The following is a 24,862-nucleotide window of genomic DNA, read 5'->3' as shown; positions in this document are numbered from 1 at the left end:
AAATCCAATTAACACAAACTGTACATATAAATAAGAATTATTATTATTCGCATAACCTTTATGATTTAAAGTCCTGAAATTATGTCTTTCATCAAAACCCGCAAGAAAATTGTATCGTCTGCAATTGCTTCTTCTCTCTCTGTGATAGCAACCGCTGCTATCGCACAAGAACAAGTTGAAGTATTAAAAACTATTAATGTGCATGCTGAAGCAAATCAAGCAGAATCATTGAAAATAGATCAGTCTGCGAACGCGAAATTTGTAGCTCCGCTAAAAGATACGCCAAAATCGGTGTCAATTCTTTCCCAAAAGCTACTTCAAGAAACGAATTCAAATACCCTACTCGAAGCTCTACGCAATGAACCAGGTATTACACTTGGTGCTGGTGAAGGCGGCGTTCCATATACAGATATTCCTTATATTCGTGGTTATAACGGCCAATCTTCTATTTATGTTGATGGTGTTCGTAATGCAACAGCTCAAACTCGTGACATGTTTGCGATTGAACAAGTTGAAGTCATCAAGGGCTCAAGCTCTGCTTTAACTGGGGGAAGCGGGATTGGTGGCAGCATTAACCTTATTCCAAAAATTGCCCATGAAGGTAATGTTTATCAAGGATCTGTTGCGGGTGGTACAGACAACTACCGTCATATTCAGCTTGATGCCAACAAAGACTTTGGCAATGGTGTTGCTGGCCGTGTTGTTGTTATGGGCCATGAAAATGACAAACCTGGTCAAAGTAATGGAGCCGAATACGCTCGTGTTGGTATTGCACCGAGCCTAGCGCTCGGCTTAGGTTCTGCAAACCGAGCTACATTAAGCTATTACTTCTTAAAAAGTAATGATGAACCTGATTCAGGTATTCCATTCAATAACCCAAACCTTGTTAATAATGATGGTACACCGAAATCAAATGTTCCTGCTGGTGCAGAAAAAGGAGATGGTAAGCCTGTCGCTGTTAAGCAAGGAGCATATTATGGTTGGAAAGCGCGTGATTTCGACAAACGCGAAAACCATATTGGCTCATTGAAGTTAGAACATGACTTTAATGATGATCTAACACTTAGTAACACAGCAAGCTATAGCCGCTCTAAAGCAGACTATATCTACACTAACCCAGATGACTCTAAGAGCAACATTTATAAAAATCAAGTTTGGCGCCGTGTTACACAATCTATTCGTGAAACAGAAGCGTTCACAGATCAACTATCTTTAGCCGGGAAACTTCAAACTGGTCAGCTTACACATAGTTTTAATGTAGGTGCTGAATATAGTCGTGAAGAGACTGAACGTGGCTCATATAACATCATCTACCCTGGTTATAAGGGAACAACGACAACTGGCTTTGATAATACATGTAAAAATAATGATGGGTGGTGTACCAGTTTAACAAATCCATCTGGGAATGCCCCATGGTTAGGTTCATTAACAACGAATCCAAAACAAAGAACATCAACCAATGAAACAGTATCAATTTATGCTTTAGATAGCATTGAATTCAATAAATACTGGTTGCTCAATTTAGGTGCGCGTTGGGATAAATTCGATTCAGAGTTAAAGTTCAATAAGGACTACGTAAGTGGCAGCACTACTACGCCTGCTGGAACTTTGTATACCAATGACTCTGATTTCTTCTCGTATCAAGCTGGCGTAGTATTCCGTCCAACTGAACATGGCAGTATTTATGCAAGCTATGCTACCGCTGCTAACCCAGTAGGTATGGATGCTGATATTGATGGCCTGTCTGCATCGAATCAGGCTTTAGATCCAGAAAAAGCTCGTACTTACGAAGTGGGAACAAAATGGAGCCTTTGGGAAAATCGCGCGAATGTTACAGCCGCAATTTTCCGTACCGAAAAGCAAAATACGCGTATTGCAGTTGATGCAAACACCACAACTAATGCTGGTGAAAGTAAAGTTGATGGTTTTGAGCTTGGTTTAACTGGTCATATTACCGATAAATGGGAAATGGCTGTAGGTTATAGCTATCTTGATAGTGAAGTTGAAAAAGCTGCCTACAATGCTGTTGCTCAAGAAGGCAAACCTCTACCATTCGTTGCAAAAAATAGTGCAAGCTTATGGACCACTTATAAAGTTCTACCAAAACTAACCGTAGGTGCAGGCGCACAATACCGTGACCAAGTGTATGCAAACACAAATCCAAATACCGCATTGACTTCAACCAAAATCTTACCTGCATTCACTATTTACAATGCAATGGTTCAGTACAAAGTTGATGAAAATGTAGATCTACAATTAAATGTTAATAATATTTCTGACAAACGTTACTTTACTAGTGCCCATGCAGCTCATTATGCAAATGAGGGTGAAGGTCGTAACGCAGTGTTAGCAATTAACTTTAAATATTAATCCTAAATCCCATAATATTTTTATGGATTTCATTTAGTTTCCTATAAAATAGCCTCATCATGAGGCTATTTTTACAAATAGAATATATCTTAAAAGGTGTTTGCCGTGATTCATCATATCCCCAGTGTTTTAAGCAAAGAGCAAGTTGCCGAGTTTCGTAAGCTCATGGAAGATGCCGATTGGGTAGGTGGCAAAGTGACTGCCGGCACCTTGTCTGCTTCAGTGAAAAGAAATCAGCAACTCTCCGAACAGGACCCACTTACTCATCATTTAAGTGATCTTGTCATCAAAGCAATTTGGCAAAATCCAGTGTTTCAGGCCGCAGCCCTACCCCACAAAATTATTCCACCACTTTTTAATCGTTATGATGAACATGAAAGCTTTGGTTTCCATGTAGATAACTCGATTCGCCTTATCCGTGGAACTTCTGAACAGCTACGCACTGATTTATCTTGCACATTATTTTTAAGTGAACCAGATGAATATGAAGGTGGTGACCTAGTGATTGAAGACACTTATGGTTATCACGAAGTTAAATTACCGGCAGGTGATGTCGTGCTCTACCCGTCTACTAGCCTGCACGAAGTCAGTAGCATTACCACAGGTACTCGTTTTGCTTCTTTTTTCTGGGTACAAAGTTTGGTCCGTGACGATAGTAAACGTCATCTTTTATTTAATCTTGATGAGAGCATTCGAGAACTACGTAAATCACACGGCGATAACTATTCAGAAGTCATGAAGCTGACCAACATTTATCATAATTTAATCCGTATGTGGTCAGAACTGTAACTATATTTATTTTTGCCTTTTTAAGACCAGATAATCTTTTTTACCTTAATAAGGCAAGAATATGAAAATAATTTTCCATAAAAAATAAAACAGCGCAAAATTAGAAAATTATTTTCTAAACTATTTAACTAAAATTATGATAAGAATTTTGCACAAGGTGTAATCATTGTTTAGATGTGATATATCTAAATAACAAGATTACCTGTAAACCACCAAACTTATTATTTCACGGTCTAGAGATGAAAACGAATTACTTGTTTGCCCCGCCTACTCAAGCAAGACATCATCTGCAACTCCTGATGCTGCGCCAAGCGCGCGTATAAAAATTTTGTCTGCTTTTTAAAGCAGCACTTTGAAATTCCCTTTAATTTTTTTGAATTAGATACCATATATTAAGTAGAGACGTTGCCTTTTAAATATATCCAGAGCAACCGCGCTACGAGACAAGGAGTTTTCTCATGATGTTGGCTGACCCTAGCAAAAAATACCGCCGTATGTACCAGCGTGTGGATTTACCAGATCGCCAATGGCCAAATAACGAAATTACAAAAGCGCCAATCTGGATGAGTACGGATTTACGTGACGGTAACCAAGCAATTTTTGAACCAATGAACATGGAACAAAAATTCAAAATGTTCAAAATGCTTGTGAAAATTGGTTTTAAGCATATTGAAATCGGTTTCCCTTCTGCGTCTCAGATTGACTTCGACTTTACTCGCATGTTGATCGAAGAAAATCATATTCCTGATGACGTATACATTGAGGTTTTGGTTCAAGCACGTGACCATTTAATTGAACGTACTTTTGAATCTTTGGCTGGTGCTAAACGCGCAATTGTGCATATTTATAACTCTAACTCTCCAACCTTCCGTCAAAAGGTGTTGAATGTAGATGTTGATGGCGCAAAACAATTAGCAATTAATGCAGCTCAAAAAGTTAAAGAATATGCGGCTCAATATCCTCAAACAGATTGGATTTTCCAATACAGCCCAGAATGCTTCTCTGCAACTGAATTAGAAGTGGCTAAAGATGTCTGTGATGCCGTCACAGAAATCTGGGATGCACGTCCAGATCATAAAGTTATTTTAAACTTGCCAGCGACTGTCGAGGTTTCTACACCAAATGTTTATGCAGACCAAATTGAATGGATGCATCGTAATTTGGCACGTCGTGATGGCGTAATCATTTCTGTTCACTGCCACAATGACCGCGGCTGTGGTATTGCTGCATCAGAACTTGCCATTATGGCGGGTGCTGACCGTGTTGAAGGCTGTGTGTTCGGTAATGGTGAACGTACAGGTAACGTTGACGTTGCAGCAATTGCATTGAACATGTATACCCAAGGTGTAGCACCAGAGTTAGATTTTTCTAATATTAATGAAGTGATTGCAACGGTTGAAGAATGTACTGGTTTACCTGTACACCCTCGTCATCCATATGCAGGTGACTTGGTATTTACTGCATTCTCTGGTTCACATCAGGATGCGATCAAAAAAGGCTTCGAGTACCAGAAAAACGAAGAAATCTGGGATATGCCTTACTTACCAATCGACCCGAAAGATTTGGGCCGTGACTACGATGCTGTAATTCGTGTAAATAGTCAGTCTGGTAAAGGTGGTATCGCTTATTTATTAGAATCAAACTACAACGTTGTATTACCACGTCGTTTGCAAATCGAATTCAGTCAGGTTGTTCAACAATATGCTGATGAGAACGGTACAGAAATTAACGCTAAAGAAATCTGGACATTATTTAAAGACGCGTATGTTGATGTGAAGAATCATCACTACACAGTCAAACACTACAAGTTATCTGACATTAATGGTACTCAAATTATCGAACTTGATATTGATGTCGAAGGTGAAACACAACAACTTCGTGGTGAAGGTAATGGACCGATTTCTGCATTCTTAAATGCTCTTCAATTACCAATTGACGTATTGAACTATGAAGAACGTAGTATTAGTTCAGGTGCAAATGCGAAAGCCTTAACTTTAATTGAACTTCAAGTAAAAGGTACAGGTAAAGGCTCATTTGGTGCTGGTGTTCATGACAATACAGTCACCTCGTCAATCGAAGCAATTATTGCGTGTACCAACCGTTTGATTGATCAAGGTGTTTTAAGTACAGATCAGGTTGTTGCCGCCGCTGTTTAATTAAAAAAAGACTTTGGAAAGGATACCTAGCTTGGTATCCTTTCTTTTTATTCCTGAAAGATTTAAAAGGCGAAATGTTCCCGTGTCTTTTCCAGCTGATTCAGTGGGGTTAGTCACTCCGCAAAAGTTCCAATTTGAAGAACCATTACACCTTGAATGTGATCGTGTTTTGCCACGTTTTGAACTAATGGTCGAAACTTACGGCACTTTAAATGCTGATAAATCAAATGCAATTTTAATCTGTCATGCTCTTTCCGGACATCATCATGCAGCGGGTTATCACCACGAAGATGATAAAAAAGCTGGATGGTGGGATAGTTGTATTGGCCCGGGTAAGGCAATCGATACAAATAAGTTTTTTGTAGTTTCGCTAAATAATATTGGTGGTTGTAATGGCTCAACTGGCCCGACCTCACCAAATCCTGAAAATGACAATCGCCCTTATGGACCTGATTTTCCATTAGTAACGGTACGTGACTGGGTTAAAACTCAGGCCATGCTTTCTGACCGTTTGGGTGTAGATGTTTGGTATGCAGTAGTCGGTGGATCATTAGGAGGCATGCAAGCACTACAATGGTCCGTAGACTACCCTGACCGCCTACAAAAATGTGTGATTATTGCCAGTGCACCAAAGCTTTCAGCACAGAATATTGCATTTAATGAGGTTGCTCGTCAGTCAATCTTGTCTGATCCAGACTTCCATCATGGCCGTTACTTAGAAAATGATAGTTATCCGAAACGCGGACTAATTTTGGCTCGCATGGTAGGTCATATCACCTATCTTTCAGAAGAAGCTATGAAACAAAAATTTGGCCGTGATTTAAAATCTGGCAAATTTATGTACGGTTTTGATGTCGAGTTTCAGGTCGAAAGCTATCTACGTTATCAAGGTGAACAGTTCAGCCGTAACTTTGATGCCAATACTTATCTCATCATGACTAAAGCTTTAGATTACTTTGACCCATCACGTGAGTACGGTCATTCTTTAACTGAAGCGATGGGTAAAACTAAATGCCAGTTCCTTATTGTCTCGTTCACAACTGACTGGCGTTTTGCACCAAGCCGCTCACAAGAAATTGTAGATGCACTTATTACCAATCATAAGCCCGTAAGTTATCTCGACATTGATGCTGAACAAGGCCATGACTCGTTCTTATTCCCGATTCCACTGTATGTCAAAACCATGCGCGCTTTCTTAGGCGGTGAAGAACACTTAAAATCGACATCACTGGAGGCAAGCTAATGCGTATTGATCAACAACTGGCAGAAAAGTGGATTAAACCCGGCTCAAGCGTACTCGATTTAGGGTGTGGTGACGGTGAATTACTCGCTCATATGAGCCAAAAGCATCAAATTCGTGCTTATGGCTTAGAAATTGATCAAGAAAAGATTGCAATTGCCGTCAGTCGCGGGTTAAATATTATTCAACAAGATTTGAATCTCGGCTTAAGCCGCTTTGCAGACCAGTCCTTTGACTATGTGGTTATGGCACAAGCTTTGCAAGCCGTAGATGCACCCGATGTTTTATTAAGAGACATGGTGCGTGTGGGTAAACAGGCAATTATTACTTTTCCAAACTTTGCGCATTGGAAGACTCGCTCTTTTCTTGCATTAAAAGGAATGATGCCTGTATCGGATGCTCTACCATATATGTGGTATAACACCCCCAACATTCATTTATGTACATTTAAAGATTTCGAAGCACTATGTGCTGAAAATCAGATACAAATTATTAATCGACTCGCCGTCAATGGAAATCAGCAGGGAAGCCTGTTAAGCAAACATGTTCCGAATTTGTTTGGTGAAGTCGCTATTTATCGAGTGAGTGCACTATGAAAAAGACATTATTTAGCACACTATTTGCAGGACTGCTAAGTATGCAGGCTCATGCAGATTATATCGCCCAGCCACAATCGGTTGCGAGTCAGGCTGCACGTTTTTCAACAATGGGGATTAACGATCTTCAGAAAGCAGCAAAAGCTGGTCAAGCAGGCGCACAGTTTTATCTTGGTACACATTATCAATATGGTAAAGATGTAGCAAAAGATGACAAACAGGCCTTCGCATGGTTTAAAGCAGCAGCGGATCAAGGTTTATCGCCAGCACAATTAAACGTAGGCCGCATGTATGCCGACGGTATTGGTGTTAAAAAAGATGAGTCTATGGCTCGTAAATACTTTGAAAAAGCAGCAAGCAATGGCGATAACCGTGCAAGCTACAACCTCGCGATGATGGAAGAGCAAAAGAAAAACTACGTAGGTGCTTACCAGTGGTATGAGCTTTCAACTCGTGATGGCATGCTCGATAATAAAGTGATTAGCCTATCTGAAGGTAAGAAAACTGCTCTAGCGGCGAACTTAACTCAAGAACAAATCCGTACAGCGCGTGACCGTGCAGACAAATGGATTCAAGCACAATAATAACGGTTCATCCGTAAAAAACCTTACTCGACTAAAGCCACCTTGTATGCTCTACAAGGTGGCTTTAGTTTAGGTTGTCCCATTTTATATTCTATTTATTTCCCTCTATATCCCCTCTTAAAAAACACGTAACATAACTCACGTTCGATATTAGCTATAAAGTTTGGTTTTATTATGTCTACCCCACATTGGTTTGATCAGGGCAGTTTAGTTCTTGCCAGCAATAACAAAGGTAAAGTCGCAGAGTTTGAAAAACTTTTTGAACAGCTGAAGTTACCAGTAGAAATTATTCCTCAAGGTCGCCTTAATATTCCTGATGCAATCGAAGACGGCTTAAGCTTTATTGAAAATGCCATTATTAAAGCTCGTCATGCCTCTAAAATTTCAGGTAAACCTGCTATGGCTGACGACTCTGGTATTTGTGTTCCTGTCTTAGGCGGTGCACCTGGCATTTATTCAGCACGCTATGCTGGAGAACATGGTGACGATGCAGCGAACAATGCCAAATTATTAAATGACCTTTTACCATTTCGTAAAAATGGTGAAGTAATTGAAGGTATGTTTGTGTGCGTACTTGCTTTAGTCACTCACGCTGAAGATCCGTTACCACAAATTTTCCAAGGCATCTGGCACGGCGAAATTTTAGAAGCTGCACGTGGTGAAAATGGCTTTGGTTATGACCCGCTGTTCTGGTTGCCTGAGCTACAAGTTTCTAGCGCTGAACTTTCTAAAGAAGACAAGAATAAGATTAGTCATCGTGGGCAAGCGATGCAGTTATTTAAAGAGAGCTTACAGAAGTAAGCTGATCACATGGCCACAATATGCAGCGTTAGAATATATTAAACTTTGTATAGGCAGACCTTACTTTTCAAAGATGAAAAGTAAGCAAAAATCTTTTGTTAGACTGATGGTACGTTCATGTACCACAGTCTAACTGGCGGCATCCATGCCGCCTTCGCACAAGCAGGTGTAGGGGAAAAATTTTTAAATTAATTATAGTGGGAAATGCAAAAATACCGCATAAATCGCAATAAAAATACAACTCACAATCGTCCCTGAGGCAATATAAGCCGCTGATCTTCCGGTCCCTTGATAATGTGTTTCTAGCGCTACGATATTGGCTGCTGGCGGCAGACAGAACATTAAAAACATCACTCCAATTTGCTGGTTTATATTTGGAATGGGTAAAAATCTATAAGCTAAGCCACAAAGAATAAACCCGCACACTACTTTAAATGCTTGAGCTTTTGTACTGTAAATTAAGTCTTTTAAATGCACTCGGGTACGGCGTAGCCACATTCCCAGCACACACATACCAGCAAAAGTCATGACAAACTTGGCAACTTCATATACCCAATGTATAGCAGGATGCTCGATATGTTGAGCACCTAACGACCTAAGTAAAAGTGCACAAAATATTGAAATACACGGTGGAGAAGTTAAAACCTTTTTTAATATGTTGAGCTTACTTTGTGGTGCAGTGGTGACTGCCGTAACAGCCCACGCATTGCCAAAAAGAGATACTCCAATATATAGCGCAACAATAGGAGCTGTAGCATTAGGTCCAAATAAGGCCATAGCAAAGGGAAAGCCAAGCCACCCCATGTTGGTATAACTCACGCATAGTGCTAATAATCTGTCTTTAAATAAAGCTAAATAAGCAAAGAAAATAAGAAATGCTGAACCGGAGCTAAACAGCATTAAACTCAAACTACCCGGCTGATAAAATACCATGTTGTAAATAATAACAATTGGAATCAATAAACGGGAAAGCCAAGCTGAAAGAACAGGTTTTAACGTTTCTGAAAGAGAAGTCTGAGCAAGTAGAAGTCCTGTGATAAATGCCAATATAGGCAGTAGTAGCGCCACGCTCTCTCCTCTTGCTCATCAAAACCAGCTTGCTATGCTACACCTTTTCAAAATGAAATGTATTCTCCATTTCAAGTAATTTAAGTGACTCTTTTCAAACTATGTATAAATAAAAAAAGGAGATATGCAGTTTATAAAATTAACTTTTTAGATTTTGGCAGCCATTCATTGTCTTAAAAATGACATATAAATGTCACATTCCTGTCATGGCAACCTGTTGATATAAAGCAAACTGAAAAGAGGTATAAGATCATGGCCGGTTTATCTATTTGGCATGTCGTTATTTTTGCAATTGTCGTTATTTTATTATTTGGTACGTCGAAATTAAAAAATATCGGTAAAGACGTAGGCGGTGCGGTAAAAGACTTTAAAAAATCAGTTCGTGAAGAAGATGAGACTACTGCTCTTAATACTCCACGTACAATTGATGCCCAAGTCAAAACACCTGACAGCACATCAGTAAAAAGCTAAAGGTTTTCGACCATGCTTGATGTAGGAATGACAGAGCTACTCTGTTTTGCAATTATTGCAATTTTAGTTTTAGGTCCGGATAAACTTCCAGAAGCTGCACGCTTTGCTGGTCGTTGGTATGTTCGTCTAAAACGTTATATTACCAATTTGCAAAATGAGATTGATCAAGAGTTGCGTCTTTCTGAGTTTCGAAAAGAAATGCAAGAAGAACTCAACCGCATTGAAGCACTAGAACGTAAAGTACAACAACAGCTTGAAGAAATTCAAAAGCAGAATATTTCTGAAAATATAGATAAGGCTGAGGCAACCAAATCAGTGCCCCAACCTATTCGGATATGTCTTCCTATATCAGGCCATTATAAAGTCCCATACATTAGAAAATTTATGCCTTTAGCATCATCAACTGATATTTCAGAGACATCACCTGTTAAATTGAAGATTGCCGTATGAACCAACTGCCTTCAACCACTGTAAATAATCAGGAAAATTTAGACCAAATGCCAATCATGAGCCATTTGGTCGTTTTACGACGTCATTTATTTAGGATTGTCGGAGTAACCTTATTTTTATTTTTTTGCTTATTACCATTTAGAAATAATACTTACCAATTACTATCTGAACCTTTGAGGCTGCAACTTCCAACTTCCTCGTCAATGATTGCAACCGATGTCACTGCAACATTCATGGCGCCTTTTAAACTCAATTTATTTGTCGCACTTGTGCTGGCAATGCCATTTATTCTGTATGAAATCTGGTCATTTGTTCGTCCAGCGCTGTATCAAAAAGAACGTCATTTAGCACTACCATTACTCATCGGTAGTATTGTCTTATTTTATGCGGGCGTTGCTTTTGCATATTACATTACCCTTCCGGCAATTTTGCATTTCTTTATTAGTGTATCGCCTGAAACTGTCGCACCAATGACGGATATTAATAGCTACCTAAGCTTTTGCTTAAAACTATTTTTAGTATTTGGACTGACTTTTGAAATTCCAATCGCGACGCTACTCCTTATTTTAATCGGTGTGGTAAATACAAAAAGCCTTGCTGAAAAGCGACGTTTTATTATTGTTGGATGTTTTTTTGTAGCGATGTTTATTACACCGCCAGATGCAATTTCAATGGTGATGTTAGCCATCCCGATGTGGTTACTTTTTGAGCTCGGCTTGCTCTTTGGTAAAATCCTTGAGAAAAGAAAAGTCCATTCTGCTGAATAAAATGATTTCTAAGAAAAAGCCTGAGCCTACAAGTTCAGGCTTTTTTATATAGAACACTTTTTAATCTACAAAGCAATAAACTGTCTTCAAAGTGACTTAAAAATGTAAGAAAAGTGTCATTTTCAGTCCATAGAATCAACTCAACAAATATACCCACAAAATTTACGGATTTCTTATGACAACTGCTTCTACTCAACCAACGCGTCGCGAAATTTTAAAATGGTTTTCGGGGATTCCTTTTCTACCATTAGGAGCGATGGCTACGGCAGCAACATTAGCAGGTTGTAATGATAGTGATGACAGCTCAGTAGTCACTCCAACACCACAACCAAGCAAATTTAAAAATGCAAAATTCACAGCAATGCCAGCGCCAACAACTGCGGCAGACCGTGCAACAACTGTAGTGAATTCTAAATTAAAAATTGATTGGGAAAATTCAACCAGTACTGAATACCAACTCGCTTATAAACCTTTCTTTAAAACTGGTGATAGCGTACCAAAACTTGGTGGTGGGACGATTATCGCGGGTGGTTATTTTGATGTTAATGGCAATCCTATTATGGATAAGTCAGTTGCTGGTAAAGAACGTCAATTCTTTTCAGACTGTCCAGATGGTTCATCTCTAATTCAATTAGAAGGTGCGAAAGTTGATGGTGTAGCAAATCCTGTGTTCCATGTTGTTCAATTTGAATACAACTCTAAAGACCAAGCAGGTGGTGATACTTACGGTCAATTACCTTCACCAATCGCAATTTTGACTTTAGATCAAGACCAAAAAACAGGTCACCTAGAACTTAAAAAATACTTCAACGTTGATACTGCACCAGTACACGGTTTATGGATTACTTGCGGTGCTAGCTTATCGCCTTGGAACACTCACTTATCAAGTGAAGAATACGAACCAGATGCATTCAATCAAGGCATTGGCGGTACAGATCCAAAATATCTTGGGAAATACTTCTTTGGTGACGAAACTAAAGCAAATCCATATAACTATGGTCATTTGCCAGAAGTAACGGTTAACCTTGATGGTACAGGTAGCATTAAAAAGCACTATTGTTTAGGGCGTATTTCTCACGAACTTATCCATGTTATGCCAGACAACCGTACAGCGCTTATGGGAGATGACTACACCAACGGTGGTTTCTTCATGTTCGTTGCTGATAAAGAAAAAGATTTATCGGCAGGGACACTATACGTTGCTAAATACATCAATACGCTAACTGAAACCTCAACTGCTAGCATTCAATGGATCAAACTTGGCCATGCGACTAGTAAAGAAATTGAGGATTTAGTTGCTGGTGGGATTAAGTCAACTGACATCATGGAAAGTTTAACAACCAATCCAAATGATGCCAGCTATACTGAAATCACTTTGGCAAAGAAACAGCTTTGGGTCAAACTTAAACCAGGTATGGAAAAAGCAGCAGCTTTCTTGGAAACACATCGTTATGCAGCATTAAAAGGTGCAAGTATGGCATTCACCAAGATGGAAGGTACTAACGTAAATATTAAAGATAAAGTTGCTTACTCTGCTTTAGCTAATATTCAAGATTCAATGGTCATTGGCGGTAAAGGTTATGTCGCTGGACATAATGTCGCGTTCTCTAAAAAGATTACTGCTGGTGGCGTGCTTGCACACAAGTTAGGTAATAGCTTTACAGACAATGAAGGCAGCGCAATTAATAGTGAGTGGGTTCCTCTTTACTCATATATGCTGCTCATGGGTGAAGATCTTGCTGCGAAAGATAGTCTAGGTAATACAGCGAACCCAGATAAAATTGCTAGCCCAGACAATCTGAAGTTCTCTGAAACTTTACGCACATTATTCATTGGTGAAGACTCAGGTAACCACGTGAACAACTTCTTATGGGCATACAATGTAGATACCAAAGAGTTAACACGTTTACTTTCTACACCGGCAGGTGCAGAGTCAACAGGTTTACATGCTGTAGATTCAATCAACGGTTGGACTTACATCATGAGCAACTTCCAACATCCAGGCGATAGTAGTAGTGTACCTGAGGATGTTAAGGCATTAATTAACCAAAATTACAACAATGGTTATAGTGCTAACGTCGGCTATATTACAGCAGACCCAATTGCCCCTTCAGTCACAACTAAATAATTTTTCATAGCCTCTCTAAATATTAAAGCTGGCTAAGGTCAGCTTTAATATTTTTACATTCAACTTTTACTTTTTATGAAAATTAAATGAAAAATTACAGAACTTTTCATTAACTTATCATCAAAACGTCAACGCCTCGTCACATTCACAAACTAAGCTCATGAAGAATTTTAGAACAATCTCTTTATTTACTTAGGAATTCCCCATGACAGAGCTGACGCCATATCATGAAGATCAAGAACTGGACAATAATACTTCTGACAATATCCACTTCCGCGACATTTTAGAACAACACATCAGTCGCCGTAGTTTAATTACTAAAGCAGCAAGTGGTGCTGTAGCGCTAACTTTAGCCTCTACCTTAACAGGCTGTAATGATAGTGATGATGACTCAGGTTCAAACAACGGTGGAACCACACCTGTAGATCCAAATAAAAAACCAGAAAAATTAACTTTTACCGCAGTTGCGAAAAACCATAATGATATTGTGACTGTACCTGAAGGCTATGAAGCAAATGTCATTTTTGCTTTGGGTGATTCAATCAACCGTGCTTTTGGCGACTGGGACGACAATAATATTCCATCTGGTCCAAGCTTCCAGTTTCGCTCTGGCGACTGCCATGATGGTATGCATTATTTTGGCTTAAATACTTCAACAAACCGCTTTGACGAAAGTGTTTCAGCTGAAGGTTTGTTAGTCATGAATCACGAATATATCAACCAGACCTTCCTTCACCCAAAAGGTCCAACAAGAGTTGATGGACGTCGTCCTGAAGATGAAGTCATTCGTGAAACCAATGCGCATGGCGTTTCTATTGTTCACATTAAAAAAGACCCAACAACTCAACAAGTAACAATTGATAAAAGTTCTGCTTTTAACCGTCGTATTACAGCATCAACAGAGATGGATTTTGAAGGTGCAGCAGCTGGTTCTGGCTTACTCGCAACTCGCTTCTCCCCTAATGCACGTAAAACTCGCGGTACCCATAATAACTGCGGTAATGGTTATACACCTTGGGGCACATACTTAACCACGGAAGAAAACTTTATTGGTTATTTCCAACGTTCAGGTAGCGATGAATATGCACGTACAGATGCAGAAAAAATTGCATTAAAGCGTTATGGGTTAGGTGTTAAAAAAGATGAGCTCTATCGTTATGAGAAAGATGAGAAAGGTGCCCCTAAAAAAGATACCGAGGGCAAAATCATTTATGAAAAAGATAAAAATGGTGAGTTAATCCCTAACGTTGATGAACAAGGACGACAAATTTATTTAGGTGCAAGTTCTCGTTACGGTTGGGAAACTGCGATTGGTCAAGTAGAGTCACAAGACTTATATGACCGCTGGAATGCCGACGTAAAAGCTGCACAAGCTACCCAAGACTACCGCAACGGTCCAAATACATTCGGATGGATGGTCGAGATTGATCCATTTGATAGACGTCAAAACCCAGTTAAACGTACTTCACTTGGTCGTTTTGCACATGAAGACAGTGCTTGCCGTGCCGTTGTAGGTCAACCATTAGCATTTTATATGGGCGATGATTCTCGCGGTGAGTACATCTATAAATTCGTCTCTACCGCAGTGTGGGATGCTAAAGATATAAATGGCGGTTATGCAGTTGGCGACAAATACATGAACGCAGGTAAATTGTATGTTGCCAAGTTTAATAACGATGGTTCAGGTCAATGGATTGAACTTGCTTATGGCAAAAATGGCTTAAATGAAAGCAACACGACCTACCCATTTAAATCTCAAGCTGACGTTGTCACATTTGCACGTTTAGCCGCCGATGCAGTCGGTGCTACAAAAATGGACCGCCCAGAATGGTGTACGGTCAACCCAGTAAACGGCGAGGTCTATGTCACCCTAACCAATAACTCAAATCGTGGTAAAGATTACGCGACCGATGCTGCAAACCCACGTAACTACACAGACCTCTACAACGGCACTAAAGAGCAAAAGGGTAACGTTAACGGTCATATTATCCGTTTTAAAGAAACTGATGACAAAACGACTGCTGAAACCTTCAAATGGGATATTTACCTATTTGGTGCAGAAGCATCTATGGCTTCAAAAATCAACCTATCTGGTTTAACAGACAACAATGATTTGTCATCTCCAGATGGTATGTGGTTCGACCCACGTGGCGTACTTTGGATTCAAACAGATGATGGCGCATATACTGATGTCACTAACTGTATGATGCTTGCTGCGCTACCAGGCCAGATTGGAGATGGTGCTCCTGCAACTACCTCAAATGGTCAGCAAACTTTAGTCGGTGCTAAAGTTACAGACTCAACTTTGCGCCGTTTCTTGGTGGGACCTAAGCAATGTGAGATTACAGGTATTGCGATGACACCTGACTACAAAGCAATTTTCATTAATGTTCAACACCCTGGCGAAGATTCTGCAAGTTACTCGACACCAGAAAGTAACTGGCCAGCAACCCAGAAAGATCCAAGCAACAAAACTGCGCGTCCACGCTCAGCAACTGTTGTGATTACCCGTAAAGATGGCGGTGTGATCGTGGGTTAATTCTTAGATGATTAAAAATGCCGGTCAATTGATCGGCATTTTTATTATCATCGATTTAAGAGAACCTGTTGCTGAACAATTTGCCCACTATGCTCGCCTTGTTGGGTCTTTTCCAACCAAAGCCATTCGTTATTGGTCATTCTTAAAAAATTTGAACAACGTGTGCCATACACAGGGCTTTGAATAAAAGTCGATGATAATAACTCTTCCATTTCTGGCTGAATGCCCGTATTGGGTAATAATGCCGTTGTGACCTTACGTTCATCTTCAAGAATATCCCATGCAGCATGTTGCAAAGTTAACTCTTCCGTCTGGTGCTGAAGCATAGGCAAAAACTCTTGCGTAAAACGTGTTCTTAAATGTCTGGTTTTTTCCCAATGTTCAGACATCAAACCATTTGAAACCACATAAACACCATTGGCTAATACTTGCGGGGCTTCACCACGGTTACTCATATAAACCGCTTGATCAGCATTTCCCATAAACAGGTTAAAGCCAGCGAAGTTCTGTTGCTGCTGTTCTAATTGTTGAGCAAATCGAATCGGCAATAAATCTGACTCTAAAAAAGCCTGAACTAAATGCCCCCGAGAGGTTTCATATGATTTCTGATCTCGTCCATCACGAAAATTGGTCAAGACAGCCCATCGGCCTTGAGGTGTAACGCCCATCCAAGTACCACCCGACTGTAAATCTTGCCCAGCAATAATCGGTGTATGTTGCCACTGATGTAACAATGCTGTTGGTCGATGATAGAACTCATCCCGATTTGACATAAGACATAAGGGCATATCATCCAGAACATGCCATGCTAAAGCCACAATACACATCTTTTCTTATTCCCTATCTTTACACATTGAATGTACAACATTTTTCACATCATTCCGCTACAATCTGTCAAAACGTAAGATCAAGGAGCAGCAATGCTGACCTATCCTAATATCGATCCGGTCGCAATACATCTAGGACCTCTTCAAGTCCATTGGTATGGACTCATGTATTTATTGGCATTTTTATGTGCTTGGGGGCTTGCTTCCTACCGTGCCAAACAGCGTGATGGCTGGACATCAGAAATGGTTTCCGATCTGGTGTTTTACGGTGCTTTAGGTGTCGTTCTGGGCGGTCGTGTCGGCTACGTCCTTTTCTATGAGTTTGATAAATTCCTTGAAAATCCGATTTGGCTATTCCAAGTCTGGACAGGCGGTATGAGTTTCCATGGCGGCTTCTTAGGCGTCATGATTGCAATGTTATTTTGGTGTAAAAAATATCAAAAAACATGGTTCCAAACACTCGACTTTATTGCCCCATGTGTACCGACTGGCTTAATGTTTGGGCGCTTTGGTAACTTCATTGGTGGGGAGTTATATGGTCGTGCAGTAACTGACCCAAATTATCCATTCGGTATGATCTTCCCGACCGATCCATTACAACTGGTACGCCATCCATCACAAATTTATCAAGCAATTTGTGAAGGCTTAATCCTATTTATTGTCTTGTGGTGGTTTAGTTCAAAACCACGTCCACGCATGGCGGTTTCTGCCCTATTTTTAATGGGCTACGGTGTTGCGCGCTTTGTAATGGAATTCTTCCGTCAACCAGATGCCGACCAAGGCTTTATTCTGTTTGGCTGGATGACTAAAGGTCAGATCCTCACCGTTCCAATGCTATTAATTGGCCTTTGGATGATGTGGTATGCCTACCAAAAGAAAATCTATGACTGGGGCCCACAAAAGAACAGTTAATATGATAAATCAGAGGAGTTTCGGCTCCTCTTTTCTTTTTTATGCTACAGTTTTTACTCTCCTAAAAATGAAGATACGACATGCTGGAATTCTGGTTTGACACACAAGTCCCGACATTTAAAAAATTAGTAATTTTAATTATTACACTGTTGATTTGTATCGGATTATATCAATACCAACCACTGCCTTTAGATACCATTCTAATGTTTACAGGAACTGGGGTTATTTTTTTAATCTGTCGCTATTTTAAATTGCATTTTGCTCAAAAAAAACCAACTGGCCTACTTTATCGCCTGCTGACGTGGATACCTATCGCTCTTTTATTTGCACTTATTTTTGTTAAAACAATGCCCAACTTGCTGATCTGGGGTGTGCAAGGAATCGCTTTTATGGCGCTTGCCGCTTTTATTTTTTCACCTCAATCACTTTTTAATAAATAGGCTCAATATATGTTGGCTTATTGGTACAACGCACCACGTCACATCAAACTTATCTTCATTATTGTTGTTTGTGTTGCAGTTTATGCTGCTAATCAAGTTCAGCCCTTATCACCTATTTATACAATACTCAGCCTTATTTTTGGGTTTGGTTTACATATTGGGCATTACTTAAATACCAAACTTTCAAACAACACATCAGGCAAATCGAGCTTGGGACTTTTAATCAAAATCTATCCTATTTTGATCATTATTATTTTGATGTATTTGCTTCCTGTTCAGCATAAATGGATTCATCTCATACAAGCTTTAGGCTTTGTACTGATTGGCTTTTTCCTTGTCTCGATTTATCAAAATCGCGCTAAACGATTTTAATTACAAACTATTGCTCGCTTTCCTACCTGTCATTAAACCATGTTATTATCTTCCACGGTTTATTGATCCAGAAACCATCTCCCCTTCTATTTTATGGAATTAATCCGAACTCGAGAGTGTTATGCGTGCATATTTAGACCTACTACAACATATCCTTGATAATGGCGGTGACAAAGGCGACCGTACAGGCACAGGAACCCGTTCTGTATTTGGTCATCAAATGCGTTTTGATCTCTCTAAAGGTTTTCCTTTACTCACCACAAAAAAAGTTCATTTCCGTTCTATCGTGATTGAGTTACTTTGGTTTTTAAAAGGCGACACTAACGTCCAATACCTAAAAGACAATAAAGTTTCAATTTGGGACGAATGGGCAACAGCAGAACAAACTGCTCGCTTTGGCCGTCCAGAGCATGAACTTGGACCAGTCTATGGTCATCAATGGCGTAATTTCGGCGCAACTAAAAATGCAGACGGCTCTTATAACCAAGATGGTTTTGACCAGATTAAATGGTTAATTAATGAAATTAAAACCAATCCAAATTCACGCCGTTTAATTGTTTCTGGCTGGAACCCAAATGAAGCTGGACAAGTTGCCTTACCGCCTTGCCATACGCTCTTCCAATTTTTCGTACAAGACAACAAGTTGTCATGCCAGCTTTATCAACGTAGTGCCGACGTTTTTTTAGGCGTACCTTTTAATATTGCGAGTTATGCTCTACTCACCCATATGATTGCTCAAGTGTGCGGTTTAGGTGTAGGTGATTTTGTCTGGACTGGTGGTGATACGCATCTTTATGCCAACCATTTTGAACAAGCTAAACTTCAATTGACACGTGAGCCTTTACCGCTATGCCAATTGAAACTAAATCCAGCAATAACTGACTTATTTGATTTCAAATTTGAAGATATCGAGATTGTAGGTTACGAGTCACATCCGGCAATTAAAGCACCAGTTGCAGTATAACGACGACTTAAATTTCATTAGATTACGGTTTAGAGAATAAGATTATGGCATGGCAAAATGTAGAAGTTGTCCACGTTGTGGCAATGGACAAAAACCACTGTATTGGTAAAGGCAATGCGTTGCCATGGCATATTTCTGCCGACTTAAAACATTTTAAAGAAATCACACAAGGTGGCGTGGTAGTGATGGGTCGTAAAACCCTTGAGTCTATGGGCCGTGCTCTACCAAACCGTGTGAACTGGGTAATTACCCGTGACATTAACTGGCAATTTGACGGCGTTAAAGTTGCGTATTCAATTGAAGATGCTTTAAATGCAGCTTTAGAAGATGTAAAGAATACCGAAAAACAAGCTTTGTTCATTATTGGTGGCGGCGAGATATTCAAGCAAACCTTATCGATTGCAGACCGTCTTGAACTTACTCATGTTGACTTAGATGTACAAGGTGATGCACATTATCCAACAATACCGAGTGAATTTCATAAAATTGCGAGTGAACAGCAAGTTGATGAAAAATCAGGTACTTCATTCGAGTTTGCTACTTATAAAAAATAATTTTATGGATGCCTATGCACAATATCGGAACACGTGAATTTATTATTGCTCTAATTTTTGGACTGTTACATAGTTTATTCACGCTGTTTATTGTGTTCTCTAGCATTTGGGTATGCGTAGCGCTTTGGGTCCAACAACCTTTTGGCTGGTTAGGTAGTCGCATACTTATTGGCATCTGGATTGCTTTTGCACTCAGCATGGTTGGCTTATATGTTGAAGGTCATATTATTAGCCGCCGTACCGATATCCTGATTTATCTTCTTGCATTTGCTTGTTCGCTAGTCTGGTATTTTTCGATTACTGCACGTCAAGATCGAGACTGGAACCCTGAAGTCGCCAATATGCTGAGCTATGAAAAGCACGGCGATGTAATCACTTTACACAATGTTCGTAACTTCAACTGGCATCCTGATGGAACCTATGATGTGCGATGGGAAACCCGAACATTTGATCTTAAGCAGTTGAATGGCATAAACATCATTGCCTCTTACTGGATGGGACCACAAATTGCTCATACACTGGTAAGCTTCGAATTTAAGAATCAGCAACCTTTGGTCTTCTCAATCGAGATTCGCAAAGAAAAAACCGAAGAGTTTTCGGCAATTGGTGGTTTTTTTAGAAAATATGAACTGAGCTTAATTGCTTCTGATGAGAAAGATATTGTTTACACGCGCAGTAACATCCGTAAAGAGCAAGTTTATAATTTTCCAGTCAATATGCCGCGTAGCGAGCAAAAAGCGCTATTTTTAGAATATCTTAAGAAATCGGATGAGCTACGTGCAGAACCGAAGTGGTACAACACCCTTACGAGTAACTGTACAACTTTAATTTTTGATATGGTTCAAGCAATTAACCCCTATGAACTTCCTAAAGATTATCGTCTAATCGCTTCGGGTTACTTACCTAATTATTTATATGACCTTAAAGCACTTAATCAAAATATCAGTTTAAAACAGTGGTATCAAATTGCGCATATCAACCCACGTACTGAAAATTTTGAACAGCTTTCAGATCAGAGTAGTCAACACTTCTCTCAAATCGTTCGACAAGGTTTACCTAAAGCTAAATGAAATAAGTAATGCACTTTTCTTTACTTTTTTATACATGCTTTACTTTGTATTTTAAATACATAAACCCTATTGTAATAGGCAGGAAATAGAGGGAAAAACAATGCAACAGGCATTATTTGGCGGCGGCTGTTTTTGGTGCGTCGAAGCTGTATTTTTACAAATACGCGGTGTAGAAAAAGTAACTAGTGGTTATGCAGGTGGGCACACCACTAACCCTACTTACGAGCAAGTATGTGAAGGAGACACCCAGCACGCTGAGGTGATCTTAGTCGACTTTGATGAAGAGCAAGTAACTTACTCCCAGTTACTCGACGTGTTCTTTGCCACTCACGATCCAACGACTTTAAATCGCCAAGGTAATGATATCGGCACGCAATACCGCTCTGTTATTTACTATTATAATGAAGAGCAAAAGCAGGCAGCGGAACACACGATTCAGACTCTAAAAAATGACGATCTTGATATTGTGACTGAGCTTTCTCCTGTTCCGACATTCTATCCAGCAGAAGAATATCATCAGAATTACTATGCAAAGAATCCTTCACAAGGTTATTGCAACTTTGCGATTCCACCAAAGCTGCTCAAGCTATATAGTAAATTCCAGCATCTGATGAAAGATCAATAAATCAGAGCAATAAAAAAGCAACCAGTTTGGTTGCTTTTTTATTGAGTAAACTAAATTTTAGTTTTCACTTACAAAGGCAATATCGCTCAGTCCGGCTTCACTGGCGCGAGACATTACCTGAGCAACAGTATCGTACTTCGACTCTTTATCAGCACGAAGTTGAACTGTTGGTTTAACATCACCTTGACCTGCTTCTTGAAAACGTTTTTGAAGCTCATCTAGGCTAATTACTTGAGTATCCCAAGCCACTTCACCATTTGCATTGATACTAATCGTAATTGCTTTTGGTGGTGGATCAATAATTTCAGCAGTTGTTTTAGGAAGCGTTAATGGAATCGATGGGTTGGCAACTGTTGCTGTGACCAAAAAGATGATCATTAACACCAACATAATGTCGATTAGCGGAATGAGATTCATCTCATTCATGCCACTATCGTGGTCTTCACCCAATTGAAAAGCCATTAAGCTTGACCTCCAACGTAACTTTGCTGTGCAGTTTTAACATCAGACTTTACAGTTGAGTCTTGCTGCAACATCGTGTCAATTAACAAGCTGTGCGCTTGGTCTTGTAAGTCGTGAGCAAGACCACGGTTTGCACGTACACAAATGTTATAAGCCAATACCGCTGGAATCGCAACTGCAAGACCAAGACCAGTCATAATAAGTGCTTCACCTACTGGTGTAGCCACTTGAGCCAAACCTGCTTGTCCGCTTTTACCTACCGCAACAAGTGCATGGAAAATACCCCAAACAGTACCAAACAAACCTACGAATGGTGCAATTGAAGCAATTGTTCCTAAAACAGAAATACCTTTATCAGCATTGGCTTTTTCAGCAGAAATCTGACGAAGTAATGCCTGCTCTGCAACCGCTTTACGCTGTTCAAAACTCAACGGTTGTAACTTTGCTTTTAGCGAAGTGATAGCCTGAGAAAGTTGAGCATAAGCTTGTTGTTTTAGCTGGCGAGTCCCCATCAAACGTAAGATGAAAACTGTCCAGGTAGCAATCGACATTGCCAATAAGATGAAATACAGGGTTTTACTCACTGCATCTGCATGTTGCCAATAGATTGAAAAGTTCATATTGAACTCCTGATTAAGGTTAGCCGTTGGGACTCAAATTCATTTAAGGGGTTAAATCAAAGGGTTGCTCTGCTTTAATTGGATAAGCAACACCATTTTCCATATAAGGTTTAAATTTCGCACCACGAACAGCACGGACTACTTTGTCATCTAGACTTGAAATACCACTACTTCTAGTCACTCGTACATTAATAATTTTGCCTTTTTCATCGGCTTCAATGAGTACCATGACAGAGCGTGCTTCGCCTTGTAAATCCTTTGAAGAAACAGTTAAACGTGGCGAGCGGCTCCACTGTACACCCGAACCACCAATTGAAACGCGTTTCGGTGATGGATCTGGGGCAGGTTGAGCTTTAGGCGCTTCTTGTACCACTGGTTTTGGTTTTTCGATAACTTTTTCAGTAACAGTTGTCGTTACCACTTTGGTTTCAACTTTAGGTTCTGTCTTTACTGTTTCTTTTGGTGTTTCAGCTTTTTTCACCTGTTGAATTTTTTCCACTTTTTTAGGTGGTGTCACAGGTTTTTCAACAACTTTAACTTCTTTTACCTCTTTCTTAGGTTCCGGCTTTTTAGGCTGTTCCTTTGGCTTAGGAGGTAGTGGTTTTGGTTGCTCTTGAATTTTTACGAAACGTACCTGTAAAGGCTTCTTCTCGATTGGCTTTAATTCAGCAGGCTTAATATGGCTGACCGCCCATAAGACCCCGATATGACCAATTGCAACCGCAATTAGTGCCGTGATGACTTTCTTTTTCATCGGATTGGGAGAGTTTAAGGCTGCGGAAGATTGACTCATAAGAATCTAATTACCTAATGGATGATGATTTCAGATTTCTATTTGTAGAAACGATTTCAAACATCGGATAGAACAATAAAGTGCCACAATAATAAATGAGAAGTGTTTTCATTTGCAACTATTTTTTGAGAAAAACATTTGCTCAATATCACTAATTTGTATCAGTTGAGTGTCTTTGCTTTTGTTTTCTCATAGTTACATGAACACATATCTCTTGTTCACAAAATGTTTAATCTAACTTATATAGTTAGGCTAATTTCACTATGAAGAGATCGAATCCTACCATAAATTCATTCAATTTTGTTATGTTATATCATTTCAATATTCTTTTTGATATAAAAAAACACGCATGAAGCGTGCTTTTTTAAAATAAGCGTTATTTAAAAAACAACCGTCTTATTACCATCAACAATAATACGGTCTTCTAAATGCCATTTTACTGCTCGAGCCAATACATTACGCTCAACATCTTCACCTAGCTCACGAAGTTGCTCAACATTATAGTCATGGCTTACACGCTCAACGTCTTGCTCAATAATTGGACCTTGGTCTAAATCAGCCGTCACATAGTGAGCTGTCGCACCAATCAACTTTACACCTTTTTCATAAGCTTGTTTATATGGGTTGGCACCCACGAAAGCTGGCAAGAAAGAATGGTGGATATTGATGATTTTCATTTCCCATTTCGCAACAAAATCTTCGCTTAAAATCTGCATGTAGCGTGCAAGAACTAATAAGTCATTGCCCTGCATCATTTCATCAATTTGTGCATAAGCTTCAGCTTTATTGTCTTTAGTTACTTTAATTACAGTAAATGGAATACCGAAGTTCTCAACAGATTCACGTAAATCTTCGTGGTTAGAAATCACGTGTGTAATTTCACAAGGTAACGACCCACGTGCATGACGCCACAATAACTCAAGTAAAGCATGGTCGACTTTAGAAACTAAAATACCAACTTTTTTAATTTCGTTTACGAAAGCAAGACGCCATTGCATGCCATAACGCTCAGCAACGTTGGCAGCAAATGTTTGAATTAATGCATCTTTACGTGACTGTAAATGGTCAAGTTCAAACTCAACACGCATGAAATAACGTCCACCCTGAGCTTCCGTCGCATACTGATCAAGCGCGGTAATGTTTGCACCTTGGTGGTACAAAAAGCTCGATACAGCCTGTACGATCCCAGGCTTGTCTTCACAAGTAATCAGTAAACGGGCTGTATTGGCAGTGGTCATATTCATTTGGTTAATATCACTTAATT

24 protein-coding genes and 1 pseudogene are annotated in these 24,862 nt (G+C 39.7%); 19 read left to right on the top strand and 6 right to left on the bottom strand.

The features are described from left to right. Window positions 1-81 precede the first annotated feature (81 nt). From ACO6UW_RS03005 to rdgB, 7 genes are all read left to right on the top strand, one after another. Window positions 82-2,370, top strand: a complete 2,289-nt coding sequence (locus ACO6UW_RS03005) for a TonB-dependent receptor (protein ID WP_057076890.1) — start codon at window positions 82-84, stop codon at window positions 2,368-2,370. 105 nt (window positions 2,371-2,475) lie between these two features. Further along, the gene (locus ACO6UW_RS03000) at window positions 2,476-3,159 is read left to right on the top strand and encodes a Fe2+-dependent dioxygenase (RefSeq protein ID WP_017385720.1); all 684 of its coding nucleotides are present in this window, start codon (window positions 2,476-2,478) and stop codon (window positions 3,157-3,159) included. A 458-nt stretch (window positions 3,160-3,617) separates the two neighbouring features. Beyond that, complete coding sequence (gene leuA, locus ACO6UW_RS02995) at window positions 3,618-5,315, top strand: 2-isopropylmalate synthase (RefSeq protein WP_005066113.1); 1,698 nt, start codon at window positions 3,618-3,620, stop codon at window positions 5,313-5,315. 82 nt (window positions 5,316-5,397) lie between these two features. Next, window positions 5,398-6,558 carry a homoserine O-succinyltransferase MetX gene (gene metX, locus ACO6UW_RS02990; RefSeq protein ID WP_002114709.1) on the top strand — a complete coding sequence of 387 codons (1,161 nt, stop codon included), beginning with the start codon at window positions 5,398-5,400 and terminating at the stop codon, window positions 6,556-6,558. After that, window positions 6,558-7,151 (top strand): methionine biosynthesis protein MetW, encoded by a 594-nt coding sequence (metW, locus tag ACO6UW_RS02985; protein WP_001217230.1) that lies wholly within the window; start codon window positions 6,558-6,560, stop codon window positions 7,149-7,151. The genes metX and metW overlap by 1 nt, the downstream gene beginning before the upstream one ends. Further along, on the top strand, window positions 7,148-7,735 hold the full coding sequence (locus ACO6UW_RS02980; RefSeq protein ID WP_005804213.1) for a tetratricopeptide repeat protein: 588 nt from the start codon (window positions 7,148-7,150) through the stop codon (window positions 7,733-7,735). The genes metW and ACO6UW_RS02980 overlap by 4 nt, the downstream gene beginning before the upstream one ends. Before the next feature lie 174 nt (window positions 7,736-7,909). After that, window positions 7,910-8,536: an RdgB/HAM1 family non-canonical purine NTP pyrophosphatase gene (gene rdgB, locus ACO6UW_RS02975; RefSeq protein ID WP_032005168.1), complete on the top strand. Its 627-nt coding sequence runs from the start codon at window positions 7,910-7,912 to the stop codon at window positions 8,534-8,536. 192 nt (window positions 8,537-8,728) lie between these two features. Here rdgB and ACO6UW_RS02970 read toward each other — a convergent pair whose 3' ends face one another. After that, window positions 8,729-9,604, bottom strand: a complete 876-nt coding sequence (locus tag ACO6UW_RS02970; protein WP_057076892.1) for an AEC family transporter — start codon at window positions 9,602-9,604, stop codon at window positions 8,729-8,731. 252 nt (window positions 9,605-9,856) lie between these two features. On the opposite strand from ACO6UW_RS02970, the gene ACO6UW_RS02965 reads away from it, so the two are divergent. The 5 genes from ACO6UW_RS02965 to ACO6UW_RS02945 all read left to right on the top strand — a co-directional run bounded on the left by ACO6UW_RS02965 (window position 9,857) and on the right by ACO6UW_RS02945 (window position 15,959). After that, on the top strand, window positions 9,857-10,075 hold the full coding sequence (locus ACO6UW_RS02965) for a Sec-independent protein translocase subunit TatA (RefSeq protein ID WP_002114991.1): 219 nt from the start codon (window positions 9,857-9,859) through the stop codon (window positions 10,073-10,075). Between the two features lie 12 nt (window positions 10,076-10,087). Further along, the gene (tatB, locus tag ACO6UW_RS02960) at window positions 10,088-10,525 is read left to right on the top strand and encodes a Sec-independent protein translocase protein TatB (RefSeq protein WP_002114889.1); all 438 of its coding nucleotides are present in this window, start codon (window positions 10,088-10,090) and stop codon (window positions 10,523-10,525) included. Further along, a complete protein-coding gene (gene tatC, locus ACO6UW_RS02955; RefSeq protein ID WP_033849475.1) occupies window positions 10,522-11,292 on the top strand; it encodes a twin-arginine translocase subunit TatC in 771 nt (256 codons plus the stop codon). Before tatB ends, tatC begins: the two co-directional genes overlap by 4 nt. A gap of 175 nt (window positions 11,293-11,467) precedes the next feature. Beyond that, window positions 11,468-13,420 (top strand): PhoX family protein, encoded by a 1,953-nt coding sequence (locus tag ACO6UW_RS02950; RefSeq protein WP_032005166.1) that lies wholly within the window; start codon window positions 11,468-11,470, stop codon window positions 13,418-13,420. Window positions 13,421-13,625: 205 nt separating this feature from the next. Next, window positions 13,626-15,959, top strand: coding sequence for a PhoX family phosphatase (locus tag ACO6UW_RS02945; protein ID WP_348891788.1), 2,334 nt, complete (start codon window positions 13,626-13,628; stop codon window positions 15,957-15,959). A gap of 47 nt (window positions 15,960-16,006) precedes the next feature. On the opposite strand, the gene ACO6UW_RS02940 is transcribed toward ACO6UW_RS02945, so the two are convergent. Continuing rightward, window positions 16,007-16,786, bottom strand: a complete 780-nt coding sequence (locus tag ACO6UW_RS02940; protein WP_002114777.1) for an NRDE family protein — start codon at window positions 16,784-16,786, stop codon at window positions 16,007-16,009. 93 nt (window positions 16,787-16,879) lie between these two features. Between ACO6UW_RS02940 and lgt the strand changes: the two genes are divergently transcribed. The 7 genes and pseudogenes from lgt to msrA all read left to right on the top strand — a co-directional run bounded on the left by lgt (window position 16,880) and on the right by msrA (window position 21,723). Beyond that, entirely contained in the window at window positions 16,880-17,698 is an 819-nt protein-coding gene (lgt, locus tag ACO6UW_RS02935) for a prolipoprotein diacylglyceryl transferase (RefSeq protein WP_005066098.1), read from the top strand. Window positions 17,699-17,778: 80 nt separating this feature from the next. Further along, a complete protein-coding gene (locus ACO6UW_RS02930) occupies window positions 17,779-18,138 on the top strand; it encodes a hypothetical protein (protein ID WP_167564142.1) in 360 nt (119 codons plus the stop codon). Window positions 18,139-18,147: 9 nt separating this feature from the next. Beyond that, window positions 18,148-18,613, top strand: a pseudogene (locus ACO6UW_RS02925) (hypothetical protein). Window positions 18,614-18,631: 18 nt separating this feature from the next. Further along, entirely contained in the window at window positions 18,632-19,474 is an 843-nt protein-coding gene (gene thyA, locus ACO6UW_RS02920; RefSeq protein ID WP_250734103.1) for a thymidylate synthase, read from the top strand. Window positions 19,475-19,518: 44 nt separating this feature from the next. Then, complete coding sequence (locus tag ACO6UW_RS02915) at window positions 19,519-20,028, top strand: dihydrofolate reductase (RefSeq protein ID WP_032035374.1); 510 nt, start codon at window positions 19,519-19,521, stop codon at window positions 20,026-20,028. Between the two features lie 14 nt (window positions 20,029-20,042). After that, entirely contained in the window at window positions 20,043-21,098 is a 1,056-nt protein-coding gene (locus tag ACO6UW_RS02910; RefSeq protein WP_057076897.1) for a DUF4105 domain-containing protein, read from the top strand. A 100-nt stretch (window positions 21,099-21,198) separates the two neighbouring features. Next, window positions 21,199-21,723: a peptide-methionine (S)-S-oxide reductase MsrA gene (gene msrA / locus ACO6UW_RS02905; RefSeq protein WP_057076898.1), complete on the top strand. Its 525-nt coding sequence runs from the start codon at window positions 21,199-21,201 to the stop codon at window positions 21,721-21,723. A 57-nt stretch (window positions 21,724-21,780) separates the two neighbouring features. Here the strand turns inward: msrA and ACO6UW_RS02900 are convergent, their stop codons facing one another. The 4 genes from ACO6UW_RS02900 to purU form a co-directional block, all read right to left on the bottom strand. Continuing rightward, on the bottom strand, window positions 21,781-22,185 hold the full coding sequence (locus ACO6UW_RS02900) for an ExbD/TolR family protein (RefSeq protein WP_000885432.1): 405 nt from the start codon (window positions 22,183-22,185) through the stop codon (window positions 21,781-21,783). Next, the gene (locus ACO6UW_RS02895; RefSeq protein WP_001011664.1) at window positions 22,185-22,805 is read right to left on the bottom strand and encodes a MotA/TolQ/ExbB proton channel family protein; all 621 of its coding nucleotides are present in this window, start codon (window positions 22,803-22,805) and stop codon (window positions 22,185-22,187) included. Before ACO6UW_RS02895 ends, ACO6UW_RS02900 begins: the two co-directional genes overlap by 1 nt. A gap of 43 nt (window positions 22,806-22,848) precedes the next feature. Further along, window positions 22,849-23,598, bottom strand: a complete 750-nt coding sequence (locus tag ACO6UW_RS02890; protein ID WP_005079167.1) for an energy transducer TonB — start codon at window positions 23,596-23,598, stop codon at window positions 22,849-22,851. 380 nt (window positions 23,599-23,978) lie between these two features. Then, window positions 23,979-24,842: a formyltetrahydrofolate deformylase gene (gene purU / locus ACO6UW_RS02885; RefSeq protein ID WP_005066088.1), complete on the bottom strand. Its 864-nt coding sequence runs from the start codon at window positions 24,840-24,842 to the stop codon at window positions 23,979-23,981. Between the last annotated feature and the right edge of the window lie 20 nt (window positions 24,843-24,862).

The sequence above is a fragment of the Acinetobacter sp. JADD-222 genome (genome assembly GCF_049310645.1).
The sequence above is the reverse complement of the archived record's forward strand: the minus strand, read 5'-3'. Positions and strand labels throughout refer to the sequence as shown.

Excerpts from the sequence above, each read along its gene's own strand:
- ACO6UW_RS03005 (WP_057076890.1), top strand. The coding sequence starts at position 82 with ATGTCTTTCATCAAAACCCGCAAGAAAATTGTATCGTCTGCAATTGCT.
- leuA (WP_005066113.1), top strand. The coding sequence starts at position 3,618 with ATGATGTTGGCTGACCCTAGCAAAAAATACCGCCGTATGTACCAGCGT.
- metW (WP_001217230.1), top strand. The coding sequence starts at position 6,558 with ATGCGTATTGATCAACAACTGGCAGAAAAGTGGATTAAACCCGGCTCA.
- ACO6UW_RS02980 (WP_005804213.1), top strand. The coding sequence starts at position 7,148 with ATGAAAAAGACATTATTTAGCACACTATTTGCAGGACTGCTAAGTATG.
- rdgB (WP_032005168.1), top strand. The coding sequence starts at position 7,910 with ATGTCTACCCCACATTGGTTTGATCAGGGCAGTTTAGTTCTTGCCAGC.
- ACO6UW_RS02965 (WP_002114991.1), top strand. The coding sequence starts at position 9,857 with ATGGCCGGTTTATCTATTTGGCATGTCGTTATTTTTGCAATTGTCGTT.
- tatB (WP_002114889.1), top strand. The coding sequence starts at position 10,088 with ATGCTTGATGTAGGAATGACAGAGCTACTCTGTTTTGCAATTATTGCA.
- tatC (WP_033849475.1), top strand. The coding sequence starts at position 10,522 with ATGAACCAACTGCCTTCAACCACTGTAAATAATCAGGAAAATTTAGAC.
- ACO6UW_RS02950 (WP_032005166.1), top strand. The coding sequence starts at position 11,468 with ATGACAACTGCTTCTACTCAACCAACGCGTCGCGAAATTTTAAAATGG.
- ACO6UW_RS02945 (WP_348891788.1), top strand. The coding sequence starts at position 13,626 with ATGACAGAGCTGACGCCATATCATGAAGATCAAGAACTGGACAATAAT.
- ACO6UW_RS02940 (WP_002114777.1), bottom strand. The coding sequence starts at position 16,786 with ATGTGTATTGTGGCTTTAGCATGGCATGTTCTGGATGATATGCCCTTA.
- lgt (WP_005066098.1), top strand. The coding sequence starts at position 16,880 with ATGCTGACCTATCCTAATATCGATCCGGTCGCAATACATCTAGGACCT.
- ACO6UW_RS02930 (WP_167564142.1), top strand. The coding sequence starts at position 17,779 with ATGCTGGAATTCTGGTTTGACACACAAGTCCCGACATTTAAAAAATTA.
- thyA (WP_250734103.1), top strand. The coding sequence starts at position 18,632 with ATGCGTGCATATTTAGACCTACTACAACATATCCTTGATAATGGCGGT.
- ACO6UW_RS02915 (WP_032035374.1), top strand. The coding sequence starts at position 19,519 with ATGGCATGGCAAAATGTAGAAGTTGTCCACGTTGTGGCAATGGACAAA.
- ACO6UW_RS02910 (WP_057076897.1), top strand. The coding sequence starts at position 20,043 with ATGCACAATATCGGAACACGTGAATTTATTATTGCTCTAATTTTTGGA.
- msrA (WP_057076898.1), top strand. The coding sequence starts at position 21,199 with ATGCAACAGGCATTATTTGGCGGCGGCTGTTTTTGGTGCGTCGAAGCT.
- ACO6UW_RS02900 (WP_000885432.1), bottom strand. The coding sequence starts at position 22,185 with ATGGCTTTTCAATTGGGTGAAGACCACGATAGTGGCATGAATGAGATG.
- ACO6UW_RS02895 (WP_001011664.1), bottom strand. The coding sequence starts at position 22,805 with ATGAACTTTTCAATCTATTGGCAACATGCAGATGCAGTGAGTAAAACC.
- ACO6UW_RS02890 (WP_005079167.1), bottom strand. The coding sequence starts at position 23,598 with ATGAGTCAATCTTCCGCAGCCTTAAACTCTCCCAATCCGATGAAAAAG.
- purU (WP_005066088.1), bottom strand. The coding sequence starts at position 24,842 with ATGAATATGACCACTGCCAATACAGCCCGTTTACTGATTACTTGTGAA.